The organism is Aldersonia kunmingensis (assembly GCF_001646865.1).
Taxonomy (GTDB): Bacteria; Actinomycetota; Actinomycetes; order Mycobacteriales; family Mycobacteriaceae; genus Aldersonia; species Aldersonia kunmingensis.
The window spans coordinates 1-25,026 of sequence record NZ_LRRB01000198.1; the positions used below are offsets into that span (position 1 = coordinate 1).

The window sequence follows — 25,026 nt, forward strand, 5'->3', positions numbered from 1 at the left end:
CCAGCTCCGGAATCATCGTCCGGCAGATCTGGGCGTTCGTGGCGGCGAGATCGAGGCGGCTCTGCCCGGGCTTCTGCTTGGCGCCCGCGGTGATGACGATGATGTCGGCCCCGCGGCAGACCGCTATGTCACCGCCGCCGTCGACGTGTGCGGAGGGCACGAACTCGAGACCGTGCCGGAGATCGAGGACCTCGGCCTCGGCCTTGGCCGCCGCGAGGTCGTAGATCGAGAGACGACTACAGGCCCCTCGCAGCAGGCACGCATATCCGATGGTGGTGCCGACGCTGCCCGCGCCGACTACTGCGACGTGCGTGCCTGCGGCCACCGCGGCTCCCTAGCTTCGGAAAGTCTTCACCAAAACGATCGCTACGACAGCCACACCTGCGCCGATAAGGCTGTACTTGACCTTGGGCTCGCTGAGCTTCGCGAGCACCTGCGCCTTCGTGCTCGCCACGATGTTCTTTGGATTGGCCCGGACACTCAGCTCGTCGAGCGTGCTGGCGAGCTGGTTGCGGGCAGCGTCAATCTCCCGCTCGATGCTCTCGGTGTCCCTTGCCACGTGTCCTCCAAACAGATCGCGAACCTGCGCGCTACCGCGCTCCGCCGATGACAGTACCGGGGTGCCGTAACCGGTGGCTTGGTTCCAGGGTTCGGTAACGTGACAAATCGTGACCGACAACAGGCTCAACCCCGGTGACGCGGCCCCGGATTTCACCCTCCCGGACGCGGACGGAAACGACGTCTCGCTCGCCGACTACCGCGGCCGCAAGGTGATCGTGTACTTCTACCCCGCGGCGAGCACGCCGGGCTGCACCAAGCAGGCCTGCGATTTCCGCGACAACCTGGCCGAACTCGGCGGTGCCGGAATCGATGTCATCGGCATCTCGCCCGACAAGCCGGCCAAGCTCGCGAAGTTCCGCGACAACGAGGCGCTGACTTTCCCGCTGTTGTCAGACCCGGAGAAGACCACGCTGCAGGCTTGGGGCGCGTTCGGTGAGAAAACGATGTACGGCAAGAAGGTGACCGGCGTGATTCGCTCCACCTTCCTCGTCGGCGCGGACGGCAAGATCGAGGTCGCGCAGTACAACGTGCGGGCCACCGGGCATGTCGCCAAGTTGCGCCGCGATCTGCAGGTCTAGCTCGCCGCGCACCTTCTCGCCGCATCGCGCACGCCCAGGTGTGCGCGATGGCCGCAAAACGTGCGCGGCGGCTGTCGTTTCCCCGGCCTAGGCTTCGAACATGGCCTCCGGATTGACGGTGACCCGAGCCGACGTGCTCGGGTTTCGTTGGCGCGCGCACGGTCTCGACGCAGCGGCCGAGTCGGCATCCGTGGAATCCATTGGGATCCTCGATCTCGGCGTGCAGGACACCGGCGAGGGTGCGCGATGGTCGCTGCTCAACCGCGGCCTCGGCGCGACCGATCCCGATGAATTGCTCTACGCGTGGACTCTGCGCGGCGCGCCGCATGCCTACCGGCGCTCGGACGCGGCGGCGGTCGCGGTGGCAACCGCTCCCCTCGATGAGCGCGACGCCGGGAAGCGGATCTTCGATGCCGCCAAACCGCTGCGCGACAAGGGGATTGGATTCCTCGACGCACTGGCCCGCGTCGCGCACGCCGAGCGGGACATCGTCGCCCGACCGACGGTCAAGGGTGCACTGTCCACCGAGCTCACCGCTCGCCTGCCGGCCGAACACCTGCGCTTCTGCCGACCGTGCAACACCACGCACAGCTTCGAGCAGCCCTTCCGGATCGCTGCACTGCAGGCCGGGCTCGAACTCGAACCCGACACCTCGCCACCGGTCCTGCGCCGGATCCCCAAGCTGCGCGCGCCGATGTTCGGCAAACCCGGCACCGCCGCGGACGAGCGGTTCGATGTCGTGCGCGGTTACCTGCGCTTCTTCGGTCCGGCCGGGCCCAAACAGGTTGCTGCCTACATCGATGCCCCGCTGGCGTCGGTGAAGGCGCACTGGCCCGAGGACACGGTGCCGGTCACTGTCGATGGCACCGGCGACGCACTGCATCTGCTGGCCGAGGATGTCGAAGCGGCTGCGGCGGGACCAGCCCAGGGTGACGTCCGACTGCTCGGCGCGTTCGACCCGTGGCTTCAGCTGCGCGACCGCGAACTCCTCGTGCCCACCACGGCACATGCCAAGGATCTGTGGCGCACCCTCGGCCGACCCGGCGCCGTGGTGCGCGGCGGCGAGGTGATCGGCACATGGCGCCCGCGGTCATCGGGCGGAACGTTGGGCCTGCTTCTCGAGCGATGGGCGACATGGTCGCCGCAGGCCATCAAGGCAGTAAACGCGCAGGCAGAGGCGCTGGCGACGTACCGCGGCGCGAAGCTCGGGAAGGTCGCGATCGAGGCGTAGCGCAGTTTCGAGTAGTGCACTACTCGCGATCACGTGCTCCATGCCGCCCCACAATTACTCCCATCAGTCGGGGAACCGAGGAGGCGTCGTGACAACTTCGATCGCAGAATCGTCCGCTGCGCTGCCGCTCATCGCGGAGGTCTCGGCGCGGGCGCTGCAGATCGTGACGACTGCAAGGACGACCTCGCGCGGAACCCCCGGCCTGGACTTGCATCCGCTACCACCCCTGGAGCGCTTTCAGCGTGCGGCAGCGGAAATGACGCATTGGTTCGCACAACACGCGATCGAATCCGAGATCCAAGGACGACCAGGCAGCGGAGTCATCGACGAACTGGTCGATGACTGGTGCAGCGCATCGCCATGGCCGCGGGACTGGCCTCAGCCGGGGCCTGTTCCGGTGCTGGACCTGCCCGTCCGCCCCGAAACCGCTGATCCGCAACTGGTTCGGGCTGGACGCATCGTCGGTGCTCTCGTGCTGGCGGGCGTTGGCTCGCGGCTCCCGACCGGTGATCTCGGTACCGCAATGTTGCGGGGCGCGGAGCGGCTCTCCGAGGCCGCTCTAGCCGGCTGAAGCCCTTTTCCTTGGGGCTCAGGTCTTTCGGCCCTATTGCATGCGGCTGCGGAGTGGAACGGTGGGGATTGCGATGAGCGGTCTCATCCGGGTCCGTTCGCGTCGAAAGGTGGTGGCGGACGATGCGTAAAGTCCTGCTCGCCTGCGGCATCCTCGCAGCGGTGCTGTACGTCGTCATGATCTGGGTAATTAGTTACGACGGTTACAGCATGATCGACCATACGGTGAGCGAGTTGTCGGCATGGGATGTCTCGACGCGCCCGCTGTGGTTGGTGCTCGGTCTCCTGTTCGAGGTGTTGGTTGTCGCATTCGGATTCGGCGTGTGGGCGTCTGCCAATGGGAACCGTTGGCTGCGCGTCGTCGGTGCACTGCTCGTCGTCTACGGGGTGATCGGTGCCGTCGCTTGGCCATTCGCTTCCATGCACCAGCGCGAGGTGCTTGCCGCCGGCGGCAGTACCGCCGCCGACTCCGCGCATCTGATCATGGTGGCGATCGGCACCGTGCTACTCGTCGCGGCCATGGGCTTCGCCATAGCCGCATCCCGCAAACGGTGGTTCCGGTGGTACACCGTTGTGACCGTCGCGCTCCTGCTCGCGTTCGGGCTCGCGACGTCGTCGGGCATGTCCGACGTCGAACAGAACCTGCCTACGCCATGGATCGGGCTCTGGGAGCGTCTGAATATCTGCCTGACGATGCTGTGGTTCATCGTGTTCGCCGTCTACCTGCTTCGAGCGGAGCGACCTGCCACCGGCGTTGAGCCCGCCAAGGGCAAGGATCTCTCCGCGCGCCCAGTTGCTTGACCGGTATCCGCCGCCGCGCTACACAAGAACGACAACTTCTTCGTCGAGTAAGCGACGCGCATTGGTCGGCGGCACATGTCCACATGAGCGAGAGGCGGCGACATGAGCGACAACAACAGAAGCGCAGGCGCAGCCGGCGGCGGCGCCATCTACGGACTGGGCATCCTCGGCGCTTGGGTGTACTTCTGGCAGCAGGCCGATGGGTTCTGGGAATACGTGTGGGCGGTGATCGAGGGTTTGTTCTGGCCCGCATTCATGGTCTACGAGGTTTTCAACGCTCTCGACTGAGCGTGCCACGATAGCCGACTCGGCGGCTACCCGTCGAAGGTCTGCGCCGCGAGCGGTCGGGCTCGCCCACCGACGTGAAATCGACTACGGACAAGGATCTTTTCGATTCTTGGTCTGAATAACATTGCACGAGTTGGACTTGCGGGTGCACGGCAATAGGTGTGCGCAGGTGTCTAACCGCCGCCGTTGCCCTTCTCCTTGTTCTTCTCCTTGTTTTTCCCGTTCCCGTTGCCATTGGGTTGTTCTGCCGGTGGACTCCCAGGCGGTGGTGGGGGAACGCCGGTCAGCGCGGGCCCGGCAGGTTCGGGCACTGCGCTGACCGCCGCGGGCAGGGTGGTGTCGGTGGTGCCCGTATTCGGCGGCGCCGAATCGTCTTGGCCTATCGCGGCGACCGCTAGCGCGACCGCGATGACTACGGCGATAGCCAACCCGGCGATCAGCCAGACGATCCGGGGTCCGTGGCGGCCTGCTTCCGGCGGCGCACCGAGATCGACGCGCGGAGGGGCCGTGTCGAGTGGCAGCATGCCGGGAGGTCCGGCGGTGAACGGGCGGGTCGCAGAAGACACTGGGATCGGCACCGGACCGGGTGCGGACGGCATTGCCGCGCGCATGTCGCGTGCGCTCCCAAAACGCTGTACGGGATCGCGGGACATGGCTCGCTCGATCACCGAAGCAAGCACGGGATCGACGTCCGGCCGGATATCTGCCAGGGCGATTGGTCGATCCTCGACGATGGCACGCGCCGTAGCCGCCGGATGTTCCCGCGCGAAAGGCTTTCGAGCCGTGAGGGCTTCGTAACCCACTACCCCGAGTGCGTAGAGGTCGTCACTCACGGTAGCGGGTTCGCCGGCGAGCCGGTCGGGACTGAGGTACGGCAAGGTACCCAAGATCAATCCGGTGGAGGTGTGGTCGGTTTCGGAAGTCTTCGCAATGCCGAAGTCGGCGACCTTCACTTGCCCGCCGTTGGTGAATAGCACGTTGCCGGGCTTGATGTCGCGGTGCAATATGCCGGCATCGTGCGCGGCGGTGAGGGCGTCGAGCACCTCGCACAGGATCGTGCAGACCTGCTGCTGCGGCAGCGGTCCGTGGGCGATCTCGTCCGCGAGTGTCCCGCCCGGAAGTCGCTCCATGACGATGTACGGCGTCTGGTCGTGCTCGCCGCTGTCGTGCACTGCGACGATGTTCGGGTGGTTTAGGGCAGCCGCCGACCGCGCTTCCGCCTCGAAGCGCCGACGGTTCTCCAACGTTGCACAGAACATCGGGTACAGCCGCTTGATCGCGACCGCTCGGCCCAGGCGGGTGTCCCAGCCGGCGCGAACCTCCGCCATCCCGCCACGGCCCAATACGTCACGCACCTCGTAGCGCCCGCCAAGCAGTTCCGGTCGCGACATGCGCTCAACGCTAGTCGTGGTCACCGGTCGGCACACATCTCGGCACACATCACCGCTGGTCATGAGGTGCGCGCCGCGCGAGCATTACTTCGCAGACCTTGCCACGCTCGGTGACATCGGCGCCTACCCGTCGAAGCTCTCGACGAACCGCTCGTAGCCGTCGAGCAACCGCTCGAAGCCGAAGGCGAAATCCGAGACTTCCCATTCCGGATCGTCGGCGTCGAAGGTCTGGGCCGCGAGCGCGCGCGTGATCGCCGGGAACTGTGCGGGATCGAGCACCTGGGTCATGATGCGCCCGAAGTCGGCATCGGCGTCGGGATCGGATGCGGAGAACTCGCGCACCAGCCGGGTGCGGCCGATGACGTAGAACGACACGTTCATCACGAGCTGGAACTTGAGCGACTCCGGTAGGCCACTCGGTGCGATCGCCGCGAGCCCGGCCTCGAGCCACGCCATGTTGTTCGGTCCGGTGGGCGGTGCGCCGAGCGGAATATCGAGCCACCAGGGGTGCTTCATGATCGACTCGAATTCGGCCATCCCCCAAGCGAACAGCGCGTCACGCCAGCCGAGCGCGGGATCGATCTGCGGCGCCGGTCCGATTACGCGGTCGGTGACGAGCTGGATCAGCGTGTCTTTGCTGTCGACATAGCGATACAGCGACATCGTCGTGTAGCCGAGTTGCTTGGCGACCCGGCCCATCGACAGTGCTGACGCCCCCTCCGCGTCCGCCACCTCGACGGCCGCATCGACGATCTGTTCCAGCGTCAGGCCACGACGCGGGCCGCGGGTGCCGGGTGGGGCCATCCCCACGCCAACTCCACCGCCCGCGGGATTCCGCTCGAAACCGGGCCGGCCGGTTGCTCCGCCATGCGCACTCCTGTCGGGGTCTTGCGTCGATCCTAAAACTGCGTACCGTGTACACATAGCGTATTACATACACAGTTATCTATCGGATCGGAGGACCCATGACACCTCACGGACCCGCCCCCGCGATTTCCATCCACGGCCTGTGCAAACGGTTCGGTGATCAGACCGTGCTCGACGGTCTCGATCTCGACGTTCGCGCCGGTTCCGTCTTCGCACTGCTCGGCCCGAACGGCGCCGGCAAGACCACCACCGTGCAGGTCCTCGCCACCCTGCTCGCCGCCGATGCCGGCGAGGTAAAGGTCGCCGGACACGACATCGCACGTGAACCCGACGCCGTGCGCGCCGCAATCGGCGTCACCGGCCAGTACTCCGCCGTCGACGGCCTCCTTTCCGGCCGGGAGAACCTCGAACTCATGGCCGCGCTGCACCACCTCGACCGGCGCACTGCACGCAAACGCGTTGCCGAACTGCTCGAGCGGTTCGACCTCGTGGACGCCGCAGGCAAGCGCGCCCGCGATTACTCAGGCGGAATGCGGCGCCGGCTCGACCTCGCCATGAGCCTGGTCGGAAGACCGCGCATCGTGTTCCTCGACGAGCCGACCACCGGCCTGGATCCACGCAGCCGTCGCGGAATGTGGGCCGTGATCCGCGAACTCGTCGACGACGGCGTGACGATCTTCCTGACTACCCAGTACCTCGAGGAGGCGGATCAACTCGCCGACCGGATCGCCGTCCTCGACGACGGCCGACTCGTCGCCGAGGGCACGGCAGAGGAACTGAAGCGACTGGTGCCCGGCGGACATATCGAGGTGCGGTTCGCCGATATCGACGGCCTGGATGCCGCGAGTCGGAATGTGCCGTCGGCAGCCCGGGACACAGACGCCCTCACGCTTGCCGTGCCCTCGGACGGCAGCGTCGGCGCCCTGCGCGCACTGCTCGCCGAGCTGGACGAGCGGAACATCTCGATCGCTGATCTGGCCATCCACACGCCCGATCTCGACGACGTCTTCTTCGCGCTCACCGGCGCGGAACGCGCGAAGTCCGACACGACTCAGATGGAGGCCTCGGCCCGATGACCACCTTCCAATACGCGGCCGCCGACTCGTTGACCATGTTCCGGCGCGGTATCCGGCACACGCTGCGCACCCCGGACACCATGATCGTCGCGGTCGCCCTGCCCGTGATTCTGATGCTGATGTTCGTCTACGTCTTCGGCGGCGCGATGAGCGTCGGCACCGATTACATCGACTACGTCGTGCCGGGAATCATCCTGCTGTGCGCCAGCTTCGGAGCGGCGAGCACGGCGACGAGCGTGGCAGTCGATATGACCGAGGGCATCGTGGACCGGTTCCGCACGATGGCGATCGCCCGGTCCGCGGTCCTCACCGGCCATGTCGCCGCGAGCCTGGTGCGGAACCTGGTCACCACCGGCATCGTGATCGGCGTTGCCGTGCTCATCGGTTTCGGCCCGAATGCGACCTTCGTCGAATGGCTGGCTGCGGTCGGCCTGGTGGCGTTGTTCGTGCTCGCGATCTCCTGGCTGTCGGTCGCATTGGGGCTTATCGCACGCAGCGCGGAAGCCGCGAATGGGTTCACCTTCCTTCTGCTGTTCCTGCCTTACGTGTCGAGCGCGTTCGTGCCGACCTCGTCGATGCCGTCCTGGCTGCAATGGTTCGCCGAGAACCAGCCGGTGACCCCGGTGATCGAGACCCTGCGCGGATTGCTGATGGGCACCGCAATCGGCGATAGCGCGGTGCTGGCAATCGGCTGGTGCGTGGGAATCGCCGTGTTCGGATATCTCTGGTCGGGATGGCTGTTCCGGCAGAAGACCAGTCGGTGACCAGCACTTTCGGAGGCAGTCGTTAGGCGCGCGAGGGAATGCGGGAAGAATCTCACAGTTTCTCGCGCATCGAACCGACTAACCTGGTGATCGTGGATTCGGCAGCAAGCACCAGCGTCCAACGACGCCGCCCCGATCCTGCGCTCGAAATCCAAAATGACCCGCAGGAGTTGATGCCCCGCAAGCGGCCCACGCAGGAACGCAGCCGGCGCAAGTTCGACGCGCTACTAGCCGCATCCCGAAAGCTGCTCGTGGAGGTCGGCTTCGAATCTTTCACCTGTGAAGAAGTAGCGGCGCGTGCGGAAGTGCCGATCGGCACGCTTTATCAGTTCTTCGCCAACAAGTACGTGATCGTGTGCGAGCTCAATCGCCAGGACCTGGTGGCGGTCTCACAGGAACTGGCCGATTTCAACGGCGAAATCCCGTCGCTCGACTGGTTGCGGTACATGAACAGCTTCGTCGACCACATGGCGGAATTGTGGACCTCGGACCCGTCGCGCCGCGAGGTGTGGCTGGCGATGCAGTCCACTCCTTCCACCCGCGCGACCGGCGCGATCCACGAGAAGGAATTCGCCGAGGTCGTCGGGCAGATGCTGCGGCCGCTCACGCCGCGCACGCCTCGGCCGCGCCGAAAGATGATGGCCGAGGTGCTGGTGCACGTCGTCTATTCGATGCTCAATTTCTCCGTACAGGATGAGCAGTCCCATGAGGATGCGGTCGCCGAACTCAAGCGGCTGATGGTCGCCTACCTCCTGGTCGCCGAGAAGGAATCCCGCACGCGCTGAACGTAATTCGCGAGCAGAGCACGTAACTACCGGTACCTGACACTGTGCGCTCGCCGCGGCCTTGGCCGCGACGAGCGCACAGTTGTTTGTCGGTATCGCGAGGCGCGCCTGCTACGCGCGCCCGGCGATCAGTCCGGCAGTTCTACGAGATCCGCCAACTCACCCGGATCTTCGAGGACGACCACGGCAGCCGCGGTGTCCCCGTCGTGGGTCAGCGAGAGGTGGACCCGGACCCGCGGCAGGAAGTCCTGCGCGAGGCCGTGCAGCTTGATCGACGGCCGGCCCCACGCATCGTTGACGACCTCGATGAGCAGGTACGGGTTGTCACCAACCTGCGGGCGCCGGGCAAACCGGGACCCCGCCCAAGCCTTGATCACCGCCTCCTTCGCCGCCCAGCGCACCGCGTAGCTGCGCGCGGGGTCGGCGGTGCCCTTGCCTTCGCAGTAGCGCCGCTCCCCTGCCGTGAAGCTCTCCCGCAGCATGGTGGTGCCCGAGCGCTCGATCTGCTCGGCGAACTCGGACACCGTCACCAAGTCGAGCCCAATCCCGATGATGCTCACGCGCATCCGGGCTTTCCGCTGGTGTAGACATCGTCGTCACCGAGGCGCGCGCCCTCACTGAGGAGCACATCCGCCTCGAGCTCGCGGATCGCCTTGTGCGCAGCGTCGTCCTCGCCGAAGCGCCGGTCCGCCGGCCGCTCGTAGAGATCCGCACCGCCACACAGCGCCTGCGCGAAGCGCTGACGTCCGTCGGCGAGTCGCTTGTTCGCCTTGGCGAGGTACTCCTCTCGGTCCGCCGCGTCGAGGGCCGCGACGAACGCCTGCGGGTGCACCACCGCGATCAGGCCGGACACGTGCCCGAAGCCGAGGCTGGTCAGCAGACCGGCCTGCAGCGGCAGACGCTCACCGAAGCGGAGCGGCTCACGCGGCCACACCAGATGCGGGAACTCCTCCATCTTCGGATCGACGCAGTCCAGGCTGCGGTTCGGAGGGATGACGCCCTGGGTGAGCACCTGGCACAGCCCGATCAGCTGGAACGCCGCGGCGCCACCCTTCGCGTGACCGGTCAGGCTCTTCTGCGACACCACGAACAGCGGGTTGCCCTCGCTGCGGCCGATCGAGTTGGCAAGCCGCGTGTGCAGCTCGGCCTCGTTCGGATCGTTTGCAGCGGTGGACGTGTCGTGCTTCGAGATGACCGCGACACCGTCGGCACTCACACCGAGTTCGGCGAGCGCCTTCGCCAGCCGCGACTTCGTTCCACCGCGACCCGCGCCGAGCGCGCCCAGACCGGGTGCCGGGATGGAGGTGTGCACGCCGTCGCCGTAGGACTGCGCGTAGGCCACCACACCGAGGACCGGCAGGCCCATCTGCTGTGCGAGGTCACCGCGGGCGAGCAGGATCGTGCCGCCGCCCATCGACTCGACAAAGCCGCCGCGTCGACGGTCGTTGGCGCGGGAGAAGCGACGGTCGTCGATTCCCTTGCCGCTCATGGCCGCCGAGTCCGCCGTTGCCGACATATCGCCGAAGCCGATGATGCCCTCGTTGGACAGATCGTCGAAGCCGCCGGCGACCACCAGGTCGGCCTTGCCGAGCTTGATCTTGTCGACGCCTTCCTCGACCGACACCGCCGCCGTGGCGCACGCCGCGACCGGGTGCACCATCGCGCCGTAGCTGCCGACGTAGGACTGAACGACGTGCGCCGCAACGACGTTGGGCAACGCCTCCTGCAGGATGTCGTTCGCCCGCGCCTCGCCGAGCAGGGTGTCGATGTAGAGCGACCGCATCGAGGCCATGCCGCCCATGCCGGTGCCCTGCGTGTTCGCCACCTGGCTCGGGTGCGTCCAGCGCATCAGTTCCGACGGCGTGAAGCCCGAGCTGATGAACGCGTCCACGGTGCAGACGATGTTCCACAGCGCGACCCGGTCCACCGAGCTCGCCATGTCCGCGGAGATGCCCCAGCGGGTCGGGTCGAAGCCGGTCGGGATCTGGCCGCCCACGTAGCGGGTCAGCTTCATCTTGCGCGGCACGCGAATCTCGGTGCCCGCCTTGCGAGTCACCTGCCAGTCGCCGGAATCGGCGACCGCGTTGATGATCGTGTGCTCCGGGTCGGACGACGCGAACGCGCGTGCCTCGGCCTCGCTGGTCACCACGAAGGTGAGGTCGTCGTCGAGGAACACCGACGTCATGAGTGGCGCCGTGTTGTCCACCATCGCTCCGTCATCCGCGTAGCGGCGGATACCGCAGCGCTCGACGACCGCGTCGTGGTACATGTCGGCGACTTCCGCCTCGGGGACCAGGTCACCGGATTCGGCGTCGTACCAACCCGGCTTGGGATCGTTCTCCCACGTGACCAGGCCGGTGCTCCACGCGAGCTCCAGCACGCCGGCCGCCGAGAGCTCCTCGTCGACCTCCATCTCGAAGCGGGTACGGGCCGAGCCGTACGGGCCGAGCTCGCCCGCGCCGACGATGACCACGAGGTCCGCCGGATCGACGTCGAGTTCCGCCCAAGCGAGCTCGGCCACAGCCGCGACCTGAGTCGGCGGCGCCGGCAGCGCGAGAATCGTTCCCGCGGTATCGGTTTCCGCCTCGTCCTCGGCCTCATCGGTGTCGTCCTCGGCCGCAGCCTGCGCCTGCTTGGCCAGTGCCGGCAGGTCGAGATCCGCAGTGGCGAGCCCGCCGGTGAGATCGGCCTCGACCGGCTTGGTGGCAGCCTGCTCGCGAGCCTCGGCCGTTGACAGCTTCAGCAGCTCGGTCGCCATGTCCTGGGTGGACCAGGTGGTGACACCGGCAGCCTCGACCGCATCGACCAGCGGATCGTTGTGACCCATCAGCCCGGTGCCGCGCACCCAGCCGATCAGCGCGTGTGCCAGCGTGACGCCATCGGCCCACGAGCGCTCGGCGCTCCAGCGCGCAACCAGTGCATCCAGTGCGGCCTTCGACTCGCCGTAGGCACCGTCGCCACCGAACATGCCGCGGTTCGGGGAACCGGGCAGCACGACGTGCAGACGCGCATCGACATCGTGGTCGCGACCGATGCTCGACAGGCCGCCGATCAGTCGCTCGACCGACCACAGCAGCACGCGCATTTCCCATCTCGGCGCGGGCACCCGCGTCGGACAGATCGCCGGCCACTCGCGGAGCCGCGAACGGGAACAGCAGGGTCGGCGTCATCGCGCCCTTGACGACCGTCTTGGCGCCACCGGCCGAGTCGACCTGCTCGTTGCCGATCCACTCGATCAGTGCGTCGACGTCGGTGTAGGACGCCATGTTCGCCGGGACCACCCACAGGGCGGCGCCGTTCTGCGCGGAATCGCTGAACAGCTTGCGGTAGAAGCCGAGTCGCTCGGAGTCCAGGCGCGAGGTGGTCACCACGACAGTGGCGCCGCCGCCCAGCAGCTGGCCGGTGATCGACGCCGCGATCGAGCCCTTGCTCGCGCCGGTGACGACTGCGATCTCGTCTGCCCAGACGCCCTTCGCGGTGGCCTGGTTGGCAGCCTGCTCGATCTGCTCGTAGGTAGCGGCCAGCACGGACCGACCCGCGGTGCGGGCCTTGGCGCGCCACCACGCAGCCTGCGTGGCAACCGCGGCTCCGGCGCCGATGAAGCTATCGACGGCCACCGACTCCGCGCCGTCCTCCGCGATCCACAGCCGCGCGAGATCCTCACGCGCAGTGGCCCAACGGTCGTCGATCAGTACTGCCCTGCGGGCATCGAACGCCGGGGCAACAAGTCGCGGCCAGTCCGAACCGAGTTCGGCCGAAACCAGTTCCACGAGCTCGGTGTCGGTCGACGCCTCGGGCGCCGAGACCTTCTCGTCGAGGCCGAGCTGCTCGAGCACGAGTCGCGCGGCGGAGGCGAGCACGCCGTCCTTGCCGGTGATGTGCTCGGTGAACTCGCCGAGTGCGGCCGCGTCAACGGTGCCACCACCGGCACCGCCACCCGCCGACGGCAGGGAAACCGCGATACCGCGGCGACCCGCCACCGCAGCGACTGCGGCATCGACAGCGGCATCGACGGACGCGCCGTCGGTGAGCGCGCCGGCCACCAGACCGCCGAGGTCACCGCCGCGGACGCTGGCCCCATCGCGGGTGCCGAGGGCAACCTCGGCCATGACGTGGCTGGCCCAGCCGTCGCCGAGCTCCCAGACCTTCTTGACGCGGTCGGTCAGCGCCGCCGGGCGCTTGCCGGACGGGCCGAGCACCTTGCGCAGGTGGTCACCCATCGAGTCGGAGAGCACCGAGCCGAACGGCTTGTAGGTACGGGCGAGCTTGTCGACCGTGCCGGCCAGCGCCACCATGTCGGCGTCCGCCGCACCGTCGATCGCGCCGAGCGAGAGCTCGGAGCCGAGGTCGACGAGCAGCTGGTTACGCCGCGAGGAAACGCCGTCGCACAGCGCCTCGATGGTGTCCACGGGACCGATCTGGTCGAGTCGCAGCTTGGTCCACAGCGCGATCAGCACCTTGGTGGCATCCGAAGCGCTGAAGGCGATGTCGTCCGGACGCGGTCCACCGGACGGTGCGGCCGGCGCGGGGGCCGGTGCAGCCGGAGCGGCGGGCGCAGCCTCGGCCGCGGGGGCGGCAGGCTCCGGAGTGACCTCTTCCTCGACCGGCTCCGGGTCGACGTCGGTGGCGAACACGACCGCACGCTCGCGCTCGATGTTGGCAACCTCCACCGGGCCACCGATGCGGCCGGGAAGCTTCAGCGTGTTGGACGCCAGGTTCGCAACCGTCGGGGTCGCGGCCAGGCCGATCTCCACGAACCGCTCAACGCCGAGGCCGCCGTGCAGCTCGTCGGTGAACAGCAGGTCCTGGGTCTCGATCCAGCGCACCGGGCTGGCGAACTGCCATGCCAGCAGCTCGATGAGCACGACGCGGCACAGCTCGCCCGGACGTGCGGCCCAGCTGTCGAAGTCGGCCAGCACCTCGGCCAACGGGTCCGACGGCACCAGTTCCGCGATCTCGGCGATGAAGTCGCGCTCGAGCGAGAACGGCTTCGGCACCAGGTTCGGGATGTAGCGGCCGGTCAGGATTTCCGGGTGCAGGTCGGCAGGCAGCAGGTCCTGCAGCTTGTGCCGGAAGTCGGGGACACCATCGCGCAGCACCGAGGAGTGGAAAGGCACGTCGATGCCGGGCACCAGGATGTACGCGCGCTTACCGCCGAATTCGGCGACACGGCGGTCGATTTCGGTCTCGAGCGCCTCGAGTCCGGCGACCGTGCCGGCGATCGCGTACTGCGAGCCGCGCAGGTTCAGGTTGACGACCTGCAGGAATTCACCGTTCTGCTCACCGATCGAGGCGACGAAGGACTCGACGTCCTCATCGTTCAGCCCGAACTGCGACGGCCGGATGGCGGCCATGCGGTAGTTCGAGCGGCCGTCGGCATCGCGCGGCACCAGCTCGTGCATGGCAGTACCGCGCTGGAACACGACCTCGAGCACCGCCTCGAGCGGCAGCACCTGGGCTACCGCGCAGAGCGCGTTGTACTCACCGACGGAGTGGCCGGCCAGGATCGCGTCCTCGATGAAGGCGCCGGACTCACGCAGCTCCTCCACCTGAGCCGCGCCGAGCACGGCCATCGCGACCTGGGTGAACTGCGTCAGGTGCAGCACGCCATCCGGGTGCTTGTGCTCGACACCCCGGGCCTTGAGGTAGGTCGGGTTGTCACGCACCACAGCGAGGATCGAGAAGCCGAGGGCATTGCGGGTGTGCTTGTCGGCGCGGTCCCAAATCTCCTTGGCGGCCTTCGAGCGGGTCCGGGCGTCGAGGCCCATGCCCTTGGCCTGGATGCCCTGACCGGGGAAGGCGTAGACGGTCTTCGGCGGCGCGGTGCGGCCGGTCGCGACCATCACCAGGTCACCACCGACGCGGCAGGCGACCTCGACGATCTCGGCGCCGGCATCGATCGCGACCCGGTTGACCTGGACGTCGATCTTGGCGCCCGGGCGGACCATGCCGAGGAAGCGCGCGGTCCACGCGGTCAGCTTGCGGGCCGCGATGTTCGACTCGGGGTCGATCGCGGAAACCGCATGCTGGGCCGCGGCCGAGAGCCACATGCCGTGCACGATCGGGGTGCCCAGGCCGGCGAGCAACGCTGCGCCGTTCGAGGTGTGGATCGGGTTGTGGTCGCCGGAAACCTGGGCGAACGCACCCATGTTGGTCGGCGCGGTGATGGTGACGTCACGACGGCGACGACGCGAGGTGTCCACCGCGGACTCCGCGGCACCGCTGGCGCGCGGCGGGTCGGTGAGCTCACCGGCACCGGTGCGGCCGCGGATCGCGAACCGCTCGACCAGCGTTGCCAGCGGCAAGGACTCCAGGCCCTGATCGCGCATCACGCCGATGGTCACGTGCACCTCGACGACGCGACCGAGGTCGGTGTCGAGAACCGACGTCGACTCTGCCTTGACGGTCAGGATGCTGGTCTCGCTGGGCAGCGTGCGCTCGAGGTTCACCTGGTGATCGAGGTGGACCAGGTCGAGCATGCCCTCGATGACGCTCAGTGCATCGGCGGTCTTGGTCGCGCCAAGAGCCGCGAACACGGCCGGCCAGCAGGCGCCGACGAGCACATCGGGCACGGAATTGCCGACCGCACTGAGGGATTCGGGCATACCCGCGGCCGTGACGCCGGCGTGGTCGGCGACCAGGTCCGGGGTCCAGGCCAGGTTGACCCAGGCAGCACCGTTCTTGACCTCGGGCAGTTCCTGCCCGGCGGCGACGGCGAGCAGCGCCGACATCGAAGCCTCGGCGTCCTCGGCGGTCACGACCGGCGCACCGCCGGTGTGGGTCGAGGCCGGCACGGTGATGCGGATGCGCACGACGTTGTCGGCGAGGAGTGGAACGACGAGCTCAACATGCTCGGCGTCGATCTCGGAGAGCGTCGCGCCGGAGGCGGGGTGAACCGCGTTGCGGCCGTCCACAATCCACTCGGCGGTGTCGCCGAGGCGGCTGGCCGGGTTCTTGGTGATTCGACCGGCCCAGGTGACGTCGGGCGCGCCGAGCACGATGTCGACCGGTCCCGCCGCGAGACCTGCCTGGCGGCGGCTGACGATGGCGACCGGGCTGTCACCGCCCGCGACGAGCGCGTCGGCGGCGGCCTTCTCGAAGCGGTCGAGCAGCTCGCCGACCGGCTCGTTCAGCTTGGTGATACCGGCGACCGCGACGGTGCCGGGGATGACGCAGACCTGATCCGCCGAGTAGCGCGGATCGTGCGCCTGCCACAGCGAGTCGGAACGCCACCAGCGACGGACGTCGCCGTCGACGACGGGCACGAAGTTCACCGGCTTGCCGGGCGTCTTGCAGAGCCCGACGAAGAACGGGACGTCGGCCGGGTGCAGCACCGCGGTGTCGGCGTCGGGGTAGGCGGCACGCAGGGCGGCGATCGCCTCGACGGGCCGCTCGATGAGCGACTTGTCCTCGAACAGCGTCGCGATCGGGCCGCGGTCGGCCGGGTGCAGGCGAGCCTCGGCACGCTGCAGCATCTCGGCGAACCGGTCGCTCCAGGTGATATCGAGCCACAGCGAACGGGTGGCGTCGGAGATCGCGGCACCCACATCTGAACCGGTGTCGAACTCGGCGAGCGCGTCCGGGCCGATGGCCAGCTCGATGTAGCGGTCGAGCCACTGGCCGTAGGTCATCGTCGAGACATCGCCGAAGTACGGCTTCGCGGTGCCGTTGAGCGCGGCGATGATCTCGTCGCGACGCTCGGCGACGGCGTCGGCGTCACCGGCGACCTCGTCGAGCAGACGGCCGGTGCGGGACGCGGCGTTGTCGATCTCGTGGATGTCGGCACCGAGCTGGCTGCGGCCGGAAGCCATGCCGCCAACCGCGGTTCCGGCGCCGACCCAGTCGGGGGTGCCGGGGGTGTCGACGAGCAGCTGCTTGACCTCGGGAGCGGTGGTCGCCTCGAGGGTGGCCATCGCCGCAGTGCCGACGAGGATGCCGTCGAGCGGCATCTTCGGGAAGCCGTACTGGGTCGACCACTCGCCGGTCAGGTACTCGGACGCGCGCTCGGGGGTACCGATGCCGCCGCCGACGCAGATCACGATGTTCGAGCGGTTGCGCAGCTCGCCGTAGGTATCGAGCAGGAGGTCGTCGAGGTCTTCCCACGAGTGGTGACCACCGGCGCGACCGCCCTCGATGTGCATGATCACCGGGTAATCCGGCACCTCGTTCGCGATCCGGATGACGGACCGGATCTGCGCGACGGTGCCCGGCTTGAAGGCGACGTGACTGATGCCGACCTCGTTGAGCTCCTCGATCAGCGCGACGGCCTCTTCGAGCTCGGGGATGCCGGCGGTGACGATGACACCGTCGAACGGTGCACCCGCGGAGCGGGCACGCTGCACGAGGCGCTTACCGCCCAGCTGCAGCTTCCACAGGTAGGGATCGAGGAACAGCGAGTTGAACTGCACCTCGCGGCCCGGCTCGAGCAGCGTGCGCAGCTCGGCAACGCGGTCGGCGAAGATCTGCTCGGTGACCTGACCTCCACCGGCGAGCTCGGCCCAGTGGCCGGCATTCGCGGCGGCGGCAACGATCTTGGCGTCGACCGTGGTCGGGGTCATACCCGCGAGGAGGATCGGCGAACGGCCGGTGAGGCGCGTGAAGGAGGTCTCGACGACGACGCGGCCGTCGGGCAGCGTGACCGGCTTCGGGGCGAAGCTGGACCAGGCTGCGGCGATCTCCGGGGTCGCGCCCGGGGTCAGCAGGTGACGCTGTCCGTCACGGGTAGCGGCGGCGATGATGCCCGAGCCGGTGCCCCGCAGCGTCGAGGAGCTCATCCGGGTCAGCAGGTCGCCGGGGCCGAGGTCGAGCAGCCAGTTCGCACCGGCCGCAACCGAGTCCTCGACGGCGTCGACCCAGTCGACGGGATCGACGAGCACGCCGGCCGCGAGCTCGCGGGCGAGCTCAGCGTCGAGGCCGCACAGGCCTGCCCAGTCGGCGACGAGATCAATGGTCTCGCCGAGAGCCGGGTGATGGAAGCCGATTTCGACGGCGAGCGGCTCGAAGACCGGTGAGAACACCGCGCCGCCGCGCTTCTTGGCATCGCGGTCGTGGGTCTGCTCAGCAGTGATCTGCTCGCAGTACTCCTTGACGCGGTCGATCGAGGCGGGGGCGCCGGAGATGACGAAACGACGACGACCGTTGCGGATCGAGAGGTACGGCGCGATCGAGGAATCGGTGTTCGCTGCGACGGCCGCGATGGCCGCCTCGAGCTGCGCGCGGTCGGCGTTGGAAACGGCAACCATCGGCGCCCGGTCACCAACGGCAATCAGGCCGCGACGACGGCCGACGAGAGAGGCGGCCGCGCCGATCAGCTGAGCAACTGCGAGGAGTTCGGCGTCGGCGTTGCCACCACGCGCGACGGCCGCGACTCCGATGAGGCCCTGAGAGTGTCCGATCACCGAGACCGGCGCGTTCACCGCGGGATCGAGGCCCTGCAGCTTGAGCGCGCGCAGCGCGGCGAGCTGGGTGAGGAAAACGCCGGGCAGCGAGACCGCGGCGGAGCGCAGGGTCGCCTCCGACGGCGCAGCGCTGGTTTCGCCGCTCTCCTCGTCGACGATGTCTTCTTCGAGCATCCAGGCGATCGGGTCGAAGCCGACCGGGCGGACGACGAGCAGCTTGCCGGCCAGCGGCGAGAGAATCGCGGTGGCCTCATTGACGAGTGCGGTGAGCTCCGGCTCGAGAGCGCTGTCACGACTGATCTCTTCGAGGGCGCCGAGCCAGGACGCGCCCTGTCCACCGAAGGCGAGCGCGTACGGCTCACCTGCAAGGAAACGATCGAGCAGCGGAGTGCGGTCGAGTGCGGATGATCCGTTCGCGCGCGAGCCTGTGGCCGAGTAAGCGTCGCGTCCGCGGCCGGAGGCTGCGCTTTCATGGATGGTCACGGGTGTTTGTCCTCTCATGAGCGCCCAAGTACGCAAAAAGCGACGCCGTTTGCGGGCGTCGCGCACTTGGGCACGGTGTGGCTTCGGGCTCTCCTCGTCGAGTGATCCCAGGGTGGCACAGAATCATGAGGAAAGCCTCACGTTTCCTCTGCGAACGACCTCTGGGAGGGCCGATTTCCGGTGCGGACGTACCAGAAAGGGGCTCCGGAACCGGCGCTCCCAGCGCCTTTCCTGCTGGCTGGAGTGCATACGTGGACGTCATAGAATATGAGGAAAGCCTCACGTTGATCGTTACCAAGTCGTTATAGTGCCAGGTCGGGTTACTCGTGGGTAGACGCATTAGTGCGACGCGGCTGTGCGTCGACCGACCTTTGGAAGGCCGTCCGCGACGTCGGATCCTGGGCGAAGCCGAGCACCCGAGGTGTCGTAGGCTGAGCCCACGCGCGAGTGGCGGAATTGGCAGACGCGCCAGATTTAGGTTCTGGTGTCCTAGGACGTGGGGGTTCAAGTCCCCCCTCGCGCACAGATTCGAATCGGGTCACAAGGGTTAGGCCACCCGACAGACTGAACGCCGGCGCCCATTCTTCGGGCGATCGAGCGGGTTCCCGCGCAATGCGGCGAAAAGTGGGCGCTCACGCTCTGGCTCGGTCCCGCCGCGCACCTTTTCGCACCACCGCGCACGCCCAGGCATGCGCGGTCATGCGAAACGGTGCGCGCTCAGTCTGGATCGTTGCCGCGCCAACAAATGGCTAATGAGCCGATCGGCGACCGGCTTACTCTGCGCGGCCCTCGGGCAAGTCCTTGCCCAGCCGCGCCTTGGCGAAGTGGTGGCCGATGATCGAGGAGATCGCACCCGCCATCCCGACGGCCCACAGGGCAGTCCACCAAGACCAATCGCCGACGATCATGCTGAGGGCGAATATGACGACGAGCGCCCAGTACAACCAGTAGCTGCGGCGCGGTAAGACGCGATCGAACCCCAGGAAGATCTTCCAGGACTCCTTCGACACCTCAGCCGCTTTGCTCGGCGGACTCGTCGGGACTCTCCGACGCCGCCGGTGGGGCCTGGCCCGACTCCCTACGCAGTTTCGCCGTGGCGTAGTGGTGACCGGCGATCACGGTGATCCCCAACACGATCACGAGTCCGCTCAGTACCGCCGAAAGAGTCGAGTAACCGCCAAGGACAAAGGTCAGGATCGCTAAGACGACCACGACCCAGTTCGCCCAGTACGCGCGCCGCGGTAGGACGTTGTCGACCCTCAGAAAGTTCTTCCACCATGTTTTCGACACGTCAGCCCCTTAACCGGCCGGCTTGAGGTCATCGATCATCTCGACTAGGTGATAGTCCGTGGAGCTGTGCTCGATCATCCTAGCGACGCGCTCATCGTTGCCGGGTTCGTTTGTGGCGCACCTTTTCGCGCGACCACGCACGCCCAGACGTGCGCGCAAGGGCCAAAAAGTGCGCGTCGAGGCCCGCGCGCGCTACTGGTCGAAAACGATCTCGACGGAGTCAGTGACCGGTACCGACTGGCACGCCAACGTCAGACCCATTCGCAGGTCGGCGTCAACCAAGGTGTCATTGCGGAGCATTTTCACCTCACCGGCGCGCACAGTGCAGGCGCAGGCGCTGCACGCACCTTCCCGGCAGGAGTACGGCGCGTCGTACCCGCGGGTGAGCAACAGATCGAGCAGTTTGGCGTTGCGCGGCCAAGACAGCTCGGTTGTTTCGCCGTTGAGTTCGACCGTGACGGTCGCCGGCGCATCGGCGTCGTAGGTCGCCGGCAGCACGATCTCGGCGAACGGATCACCGGCCAGTGATCGGTACACCTCGACGTGCAATCGGGCATTGCTGACACCGATTGCGGTCAGTGCCTCGCGGGCAGTTTCCATGAAAGCTGTTGGTCCACAGACGAAAGTGTCGAAGTTCGCATACGCGCCGAAGTCGTCGATCATGGCATCGACCGTCGGCAAACCGCGCTCGGACTCGAGCCAATGCTCGACGTTGATTCGGTCGGGAAACTCAGCTTCGATCTCGTCCAACTCTGCGCCGAAGATCACCGTATCCGCGTCGCGGTTGGCGTAGAAGAGGTAGACGGAGCCTGTGCCGCCGATGAGTGCCGACTTGGCTATCGACATCATCGGCGTTATCCCGCTGCCTGCGGCGACGAGAAGGAGATCGGAGTCGAGCGACTTCGGGTAGAAGACCCCGGACGGCGTCAATACGGTGAGCGACATCCCGACTTCTGCGTTGTCGCACAACCAGTTCGAGGCATACCCGTCCGAAGTGCGTTTCACCGTGACGACCAGGTCGTCGTCGAGGTGCGGCGAGCTGGACAGCGAGTAACACCGCGCGACGGAACCGGTCCGTTCGCTGGGGACCTTCACGGTGAGGAACTGTCCGGGGTGGTACCGGAACTTCGAGAACGACGCCGGTGGCACCTCGAGGACAAGGGACACCGCGTCGGCAGTCTCCTTGATCACTTCGACGACCTGCAACGCATGGACGTGCGAATTACTCGTCTCAACAACACTATTCGGGGTGTCGTGTCCGCGGTCGTTGTTGTCAGCCATGGCGCACTACTAGCGTTCGATCTCTGCGCTGCGCTGCGCCTCCGCGATCCTCGACGCGATCCTGGGGCTCCGCCCGATCCTGCCCACGATGTCCTCGTAGCTTGGGCCGAGAATGCGTGGGACGAGATCGAAGACCCGCGCATCCGGGCCGATCAGGACCCGGGCCCGATTGCGCTCGATACCTCGAATGATCGCCTTGGCGGCACCGTCGGGGGTGGTGATGGCGATGCGATCGAACTGCCGAACGGCCTCGGCGCGCGCCTCGTCGGTCATTTCCATACCCCTGCTGTGCGCGACGATATTGGTCTTGATGCCGCCCGGGTGGACGCAGGTCACTCCAACCGGATGGCGGCTGATGATCATTTCCTGACGCAACGCCTCGGTGAATCCGCGGACCGCGAACTTCGCAGCGTTGTAGGCACTTTGGGACGGCACCCCGATGAGACCGAACACCGAGGAGATGTTGACGATGTGGCCGTCACCGGACTCGATGAGGTCGGGCAGGAAAGCCTTCGTGCCGTTCGCGACACCCCAGAAGTTGATGTTCATGAGCCATTCGAAGTCGTCCCATTCCATGTCCTCGACATTGGCGCTCAACGCGACGCCGGCATTGTTGACGACAAGGTTCGCCCCGCCGAATGCGTTGCGGACATCCGAGGCGTGTGCGTACACCGCGGTGCGATCGGCGACATCGAGTTCGTACGGAATCGCTGTCGCGCCGATCTTCTCGCAGCGCCCCGCGGTGTCGGCAACGGACGGGGCGTCGATATCCGACAGCGCAAGCTTCGCGCCGCGCCGCGCCAGGGCGAGTGCCAGTGCCCGGCCGATTCCCGAGCCGGCGCCACTGATCACGGCGACCTTGTTCTTGAAATCCTTCATGTGCATCCCCGTTCGGTATCGAAAGCCGGTCAGAGTTGGTCGGAAACAAGGTCTCGCGTTGCGGGGGCGGATTGTGCGGTCCGGCGGATCGGCGGACGTGGCACGGTGAGGAATTCGAAGTCACTGGCATCGATCTTCCGCGCGCGCGCCCAATACTCCCAGGTGAAACCCGACCACAGCGTGCGGTTCTCGCCGTGTGCATCGAGGTACCAACTGGCACACCCGCCGGTGTTCCACACCGACCGCCGCAGCTTGCGTTGGAGCTCGCGATTGAATGCGGCCTGTGCGCTGCGCCGCGGCACAATGGCCTGCGCGCCCTCACGCTCGGCGAGCCGAATTGCCTGGGACACATAGCGAATCTGCGCCTCGATCATGAAGACCACAGAGGTGTGCCCAAGTCCGGTGTTCGGCCCAAGCAGAAAGAACGCGTTCGGAGCGTCCGCGATGGCAGTCCCGAGGTAGGCCTGGACACCCTCGTTGCGCCAGCGATCGGCGATGTCAACTCCGTAGCGGCCATGGAAATCCAGCCGGGTGAAGACATCGAAAATATGGAATCCGGTGCCGTAGATGATGGCGTCGACCGGGCGTTCAACGCCATCCGAAGTGACGATGCCATTTGCGGTTACTGCCTGGATAGCGGCTGTGACGACCTCGGTCTTGGGCTTGTTCAACGCCGCGTAGTACGTATCCGACCCGAGTAGTCGCTTGCACCCGGCCCGATATGTCGGCGTCAGCTTGCGGCGCAGTTCCGGGTCGGTGATCTCCCGCTCTAGGTGCCGGCGCGCGATTCGCTCGACAATGCGCAACATGTCCGGCCGACGAGTCATCGCGTACGCGCCGGCCTCGGCCGACCAGTACAGACCGTTGCGGAGCAGTCGCCGCAGGCCTGGAACTAGGGCGAGCGCGCGCTTGGCGCGGGCGGAAAACTCGACATTGCTGCGGGGCAGCACCCATGGTGGTGTGCGCTGGTACACCTGCAGTGCCGCCACTTTGTCGATGATCTCCGGTACGAATTGGACTGCGCTGGCACCGGTTCCGATCACTGCGACATTCATTCCGGTGAGGTCGACCAGGTGGTCCCACCGTGCCGAATGAAACGTCGGGCCGGTGAAGGTTTCGATCCCAGGAAGTTCCGGAATATTCGGCACGTGCAGGGCCCCGATACCGGAAACCAGGAACTGCCCGATGAATTCACGCCCGTCAGCCGTCGCGACGTGCCAGCGGCATTCGGCATCATTCCAACGCGCGCCAGTGAAGGTGGTACCGAACTTGATGTGCTCGGCGAGCCGGTACTTCTGCGCCACCTGCTCGAGATAGGACAGGATCTCCGGCTGGTAGGAGAACAGGTTCGACCAGCTCGACTTGGGTTCGAACGAGAATGAGTAGAGATGGCTGGGGACATCGCACGCACAGCCGGGATAGGTGTTGTCACGCCAGGTGCCACCGACCCCAGTCCCCTTTTCCAGAATCAGGAAGTCCTCGATCCCCTGCTTCTTCAGCTCAATTCCCATGCCGAGACCCGAGAATCCGGTTCCGATGACGATGACTCGGGCCTCGATCGGTTTCGGCGGGCGCGCTGGATTGGCTTTTCGAGGCCTGGATTGGCGTTGGGGCACAGAAATACTCGTCACGTCGCCTCCCTGTGTTGCCTTCCCCCACCGGCAAATTGTTCGATCGTCAGACCGCGCGCGATCTCCGGTTTGCCTTCTTCCTGTCGAGGTCCGCGAGTACGTCGTCGGGTAGCGCGCGCGACATCCGGTACAAGCGGGTTGTCATGGGGCCCTTGATCATTCCGACCTCGTAGAGGTAGCGCATCAGTACCTCGGACCGGAACACCGCCTGCTCCCGGTAGCTCTTCTTGGTGAATGCGACGAGGAATCCGTGCACCGGATTGATGCCAACCGACCGATAGACGAGCGGATTGACCAGGATCGGCTGAACCAGGATGTTCTGGTAGGCGAATACGCCGCGGTGCCACGCGTTCGAGATCCTGCCGCGATCGGCGATCGCCCGGACGAGTTCCTCACGGGCATAGGTGATGTGGCGAGCCTCCTCGAGCACGTGAATCTTCATCAGCTGCCGCGTATGGGGCTGCATCTCGGGATCGTTCATGGCCTCACGCTGCAGTCGGTCGAGCAGTTCTTCGATCAACAGCGTGCCGGCGATTATCGATGGCCCGCGCGGGATGAATCCCAACCCGCGGAAGATCTTGGTCAGCGGTGCCGGCTGCCGGTAGGCATTGAGCCCGGACTTGTTAATGAGGCGACCGAACATCGTCGAGTGCCGTGCCTCCTCTGCGACCTCGGCGAGCGCGTACCGGCTGTGGTCGTCCGCGAGCTCGGGGTTTTCGATAACAGCGCGCAAAAGCATCGTGCTCAGCCCGAACTCGGCCACGATGCCGAAGCTCAGAATGGCGATCATCTCGTGCATCCCGAGGGTGCGACGCTGCTCATCGGTCAGCTTGTCCCACAACTTGGTGCCGTAGAGGGACTGCCGATAGTCGGGCAGCCATCGCATATCCGGTTCGAGCGGGGCATCCCAGTCGATGTCGAGCTCCCCGTCGTACGAACGGTCTGCCGTCGACCGGAGGAGGCGCTGCGCGGTCTTCTGGCGGTCGCCCACATTTTTCACCGACGTCGTGGAGATCCCGGCGCGATTGACCGCGATCCGGCGATCTCCGACCTCGCTAGTCGTCATCCCGTGGTCCTTCCCTCGCTTGGCCTGCGCGACTACCCGAGTCGCGCGAGACCAAAGGTATCTGATACCAGCGGTCCACCCAGTCT

At 66.7% G+C, this 25,026-nt stretch carries 19 protein-coding genes, 1 tRNA gene and 1 pseudogene; 9 read left to right on the forward strand and 12 right to left on the reverse strand.

The features are described 5' to 3' along the window. Window positions 1-325 (reverse strand): lactate/malate family dehydrogenase (locus A8G08_RS15355; RefSeq protein ID WP_425394564.1); only part of this gene is annotated, 325 nt, incomplete at its 3' end. A 9-nt stretch (window positions 326-334) separates the two neighbouring features. Further along, window positions 335-559, reverse strand: a complete 225-nt coding sequence (locus A8G08_RS15360; RefSeq protein WP_068275686.1) for a DUF3618 domain-containing protein — start codon at window positions 557-559, stop codon at window positions 335-337. 109 nt (window positions 560-668) lie between these two features. Between A8G08_RS15360 and bcp the strand changes: the two genes are divergently transcribed. The 5 genes from bcp (at window position 669) to A8G08_RS15385 (ending at window position 4,029) form a co-directional block, all read left to right on the forward strand. Beyond that, a complete protein-coding gene (gene bcp, locus A8G08_RS15365; RefSeq protein ID WP_068275688.1) occupies window positions 669-1,139 on the forward strand; it encodes a thioredoxin-dependent thiol peroxidase in 471 nt (156 codons plus the stop codon). 100 nt (window positions 1,140-1,239) lie between these two features. Then, window positions 1,240-2,370 (forward strand): DNA glycosylase AlkZ-like family protein, encoded by a 1,131-nt coding sequence (locus A8G08_RS15370; RefSeq protein ID WP_068275689.1) that lies wholly within the window; start codon window positions 1,240-1,242, stop codon window positions 2,368-2,370. A gap of 88 nt (window positions 2,371-2,458) precedes the next feature. Beyond that, window positions 2,459-2,941 carry a hypothetical protein gene (locus tag A8G08_RS15375; protein ID WP_068275691.1) on the forward strand — a complete coding sequence of 161 codons (483 nt, stop codon included), beginning with the start codon at window positions 2,459-2,461 and terminating at the stop codon, window positions 2,939-2,941. 122 nt (window positions 2,942-3,063) lie between these two features. Continuing rightward, window positions 3,064-3,741, forward strand: coding sequence for a DUF998 domain-containing protein (locus A8G08_RS15380; RefSeq protein ID WP_068275694.1), 678 nt, complete (start codon window positions 3,064-3,066; stop codon window positions 3,739-3,741). A 102-nt stretch (window positions 3,742-3,843) separates the two neighbouring features. After that, window positions 3,844-4,029 (forward strand): hypothetical protein, encoded by a 186-nt coding sequence (locus tag A8G08_RS15385; protein ID WP_068275696.1) that lies wholly within the window; start codon window positions 3,844-3,846, stop codon window positions 4,027-4,029. A gap of 173 nt (window positions 4,030-4,202) precedes the next feature. On the opposite strand, the gene A8G08_RS15390 is transcribed toward A8G08_RS15385, so the two are convergent. Together A8G08_RS15390 and A8G08_RS15395 are read right to left on the reverse strand one after the other, a co-directional pair. Continuing rightward, entirely contained in the window at window positions 4,203-5,420 is a 1,218-nt protein-coding gene (locus A8G08_RS15390; RefSeq protein ID WP_068275699.1) for a serine/threonine-protein kinase, read from the reverse strand. A gap of 123 nt (window positions 5,421-5,543) precedes the next feature. Further along, entirely contained in the window at window positions 5,544-6,224 is a 681-nt protein-coding gene (locus A8G08_RS15395) for a TetR/AcrR family transcriptional regulator (RefSeq protein WP_157108600.1), read from the reverse strand. Between the two features lie 161 nt (window positions 6,225-6,385). Between A8G08_RS15395 and A8G08_RS15400 the strand changes: the two genes are divergently transcribed. From A8G08_RS15400 to A8G08_RS15410, 3 genes are all read left to right on the forward strand, one after another. Next, window positions 6,386-7,363: an ATP-binding cassette domain-containing protein gene (locus A8G08_RS15400; protein WP_068275703.1), complete on the forward strand. Its 978-nt coding sequence runs from the start codon at window positions 6,386-6,388 to the stop codon at window positions 7,361-7,363. Then, window positions 7,360-8,127: an ABC transporter permease gene (locus A8G08_RS15405; RefSeq protein WP_068275706.1), complete on the forward strand. Its 768-nt coding sequence runs from the start codon at window positions 7,360-7,362 to the stop codon at window positions 8,125-8,127. Before A8G08_RS15400 ends, A8G08_RS15405 begins: the two co-directional genes overlap by 4 nt. A 173-nt stretch (window positions 8,128-8,300) precedes the next feature. After that, window positions 8,301-8,912, forward strand: coding sequence for a TetR/AcrR family transcriptional regulator (locus A8G08_RS15410; RefSeq protein ID WP_245672847.1), 612 nt, complete (start codon window positions 8,301-8,303; stop codon window positions 8,910-8,912). Window positions 8,913-9,040: 128 nt separating this feature from the next. On the opposite strand, the gene acpS is transcribed toward A8G08_RS15410, so the two are convergent. After that, a complete protein-coding gene (acpS, locus tag A8G08_RS15415; RefSeq protein ID WP_068275804.1) occupies window positions 9,041-9,472 on the reverse strand; it encodes a holo-ACP synthase AcpS in 432 nt (143 codons plus the stop codon). After that, a pseudogene (locus A8G08_RS15420) lies at window positions 9,469-18,793 on the reverse strand (fatty acid synthase subunit beta domain-containing protein). Before A8G08_RS15420 ends, acpS begins: the two are co-directional and overlap by 4 nt. Before the next feature lie 441 nt (window positions 18,794-19,234). On the opposite strand from A8G08_RS15420, the gene A8G08_RS15425 reads away from it, so the two are divergent. Beyond that, window positions 19,235-19,316: transfer RNA gene (locus A8G08_RS15425), tRNA-Leu, on the forward strand. A gap of 250 nt (window positions 19,317-19,566) precedes the next feature. Here the strand turns inward: A8G08_RS15425 and A8G08_RS15430 are convergent. The 6 genes from A8G08_RS15430 to A8G08_RS15455 form a co-directional block, all read right to left on the reverse strand. After that, window positions 19,567-19,803 (reverse strand): hypothetical protein, encoded by a 237-nt coding sequence (locus tag A8G08_RS15430; protein WP_068275708.1) that lies wholly within the window; start codon window positions 19,801-19,803, stop codon window positions 19,567-19,569. 1 nt (window position 19,804) lies between these two features. Continuing rightward, window positions 19,805-20,083: a hypothetical protein gene (locus A8G08_RS15435; RefSeq protein WP_068275710.1), complete on the reverse strand. Its 279-nt coding sequence runs from the start codon at window positions 20,081-20,083 to the stop codon at window positions 19,805-19,807. A 192-nt stretch (window positions 20,084-20,275) separates the two neighbouring features. Next, window positions 20,276-21,364 (reverse strand): ferredoxin--NADP reductase, encoded by a 1,089-nt coding sequence (locus A8G08_RS15440; RefSeq protein WP_068275713.1) that lies wholly within the window; start codon window positions 21,362-21,364, stop codon window positions 20,276-20,278. A 9-nt stretch (window positions 21,365-21,373) separates the two neighbouring features. Continuing rightward, complete coding sequence (locus tag A8G08_RS15445; RefSeq protein ID WP_068275806.1) at window positions 21,374-22,243, reverse strand: SDR family NAD(P)-dependent oxidoreductase; 870 nt, start codon at window positions 22,241-22,243, stop codon at window positions 21,374-21,376. Window positions 22,244-22,272: 29 nt separating this feature from the next. Further along, window positions 22,273-23,865, reverse strand: coding sequence for a flavin-containing monooxygenase (locus A8G08_RS15450; protein ID WP_084436330.1), 1,593 nt, complete (start codon window positions 23,863-23,865; stop codon window positions 22,273-22,275). 55 nt (window positions 23,866-23,920) lie between these two features. Next, window positions 23,921-24,940: an AurF N-oxygenase family protein gene (locus A8G08_RS15455; protein WP_068275719.1), complete on the reverse strand. Its 1,020-nt coding sequence runs from the start codon at window positions 24,938-24,940 to the stop codon at window positions 23,921-23,923. Window positions 24,941-25,026: the final 86 nt, after the last annotated feature.

What these genes read in the sequence shown, in the direction of transcription:
- A8G08_RS15370 (WP_068275689.1), top strand. Translation starts at nt 1,240, where the DNA reads ATGGCCTCCGGATTGACGGTGACCCGAGCCGACGTGCTCGGGTTTCGT.
- A8G08_RS15380 (WP_068275694.1), top strand. Translation starts at nt 3,064, where the DNA reads ATGCGTAAAGTCCTGCTCGCCTGCGGCATCCTCGCAGCGGTGCTGTAC.
- A8G08_RS15385 (WP_068275696.1), top strand. Translation starts at nt 3,844, where the DNA reads ATGAGCGACAACAACAGAAGCGCAGGCGCAGCCGGCGGCGGCGCCATC.
- A8G08_RS15390 (WP_068275699.1), bottom strand. Translation starts at nt 5,420, where the DNA reads ATGTCGCGACCGGAACTGCTTGGCGGGCGCTACGAGGTGCGTGACGTA.
- A8G08_RS15395 (WP_157108600.1), bottom strand. Translation starts at nt 6,224, where the DNA reads ATGGCCCCACCCGGCACCCGCGGCCCGCGTCGTGGCCTGACGCTGGAA.
- A8G08_RS15400 (WP_068275703.1), top strand. Translation starts at nt 6,386, where the DNA reads ATGACACCTCACGGACCCGCCCCCGCGATTTCCATCCACGGCCTGTGC.
- A8G08_RS15405 (WP_068275706.1), top strand. Translation starts at nt 7,360, where the DNA reads ATGACCACCTTCCAATACGCGGCCGCCGACTCGTTGACCATGTTCCGG.
- A8G08_RS15410 (WP_245672847.1), top strand. Translation starts at nt 8,301, where the DNA reads ATGCCCCGCAAGCGGCCCACGCAGGAACGCAGCCGGCGCAAGTTCGAC.
- A8G08_RS15440 (WP_068275713.1), bottom strand. Translation starts at nt 21,364, where the DNA reads ATGGCTGACAACAACGACCGCGGACACGACACCCCGAATAGTGTTGTT.
- A8G08_RS15445 (WP_068275806.1), bottom strand. Translation starts at nt 22,243, where the DNA reads ATGAAGGATTTCAAGAACAAGGTCGCCGTGATCAGTGGCGCCGGCTCG.
- A8G08_RS15455 (WP_068275719.1), bottom strand. Translation starts at nt 24,940, where the DNA reads ATGACGACTAGCGAGGTCGGAGATCGCCGGATCGCGGTCAATCGCGCC.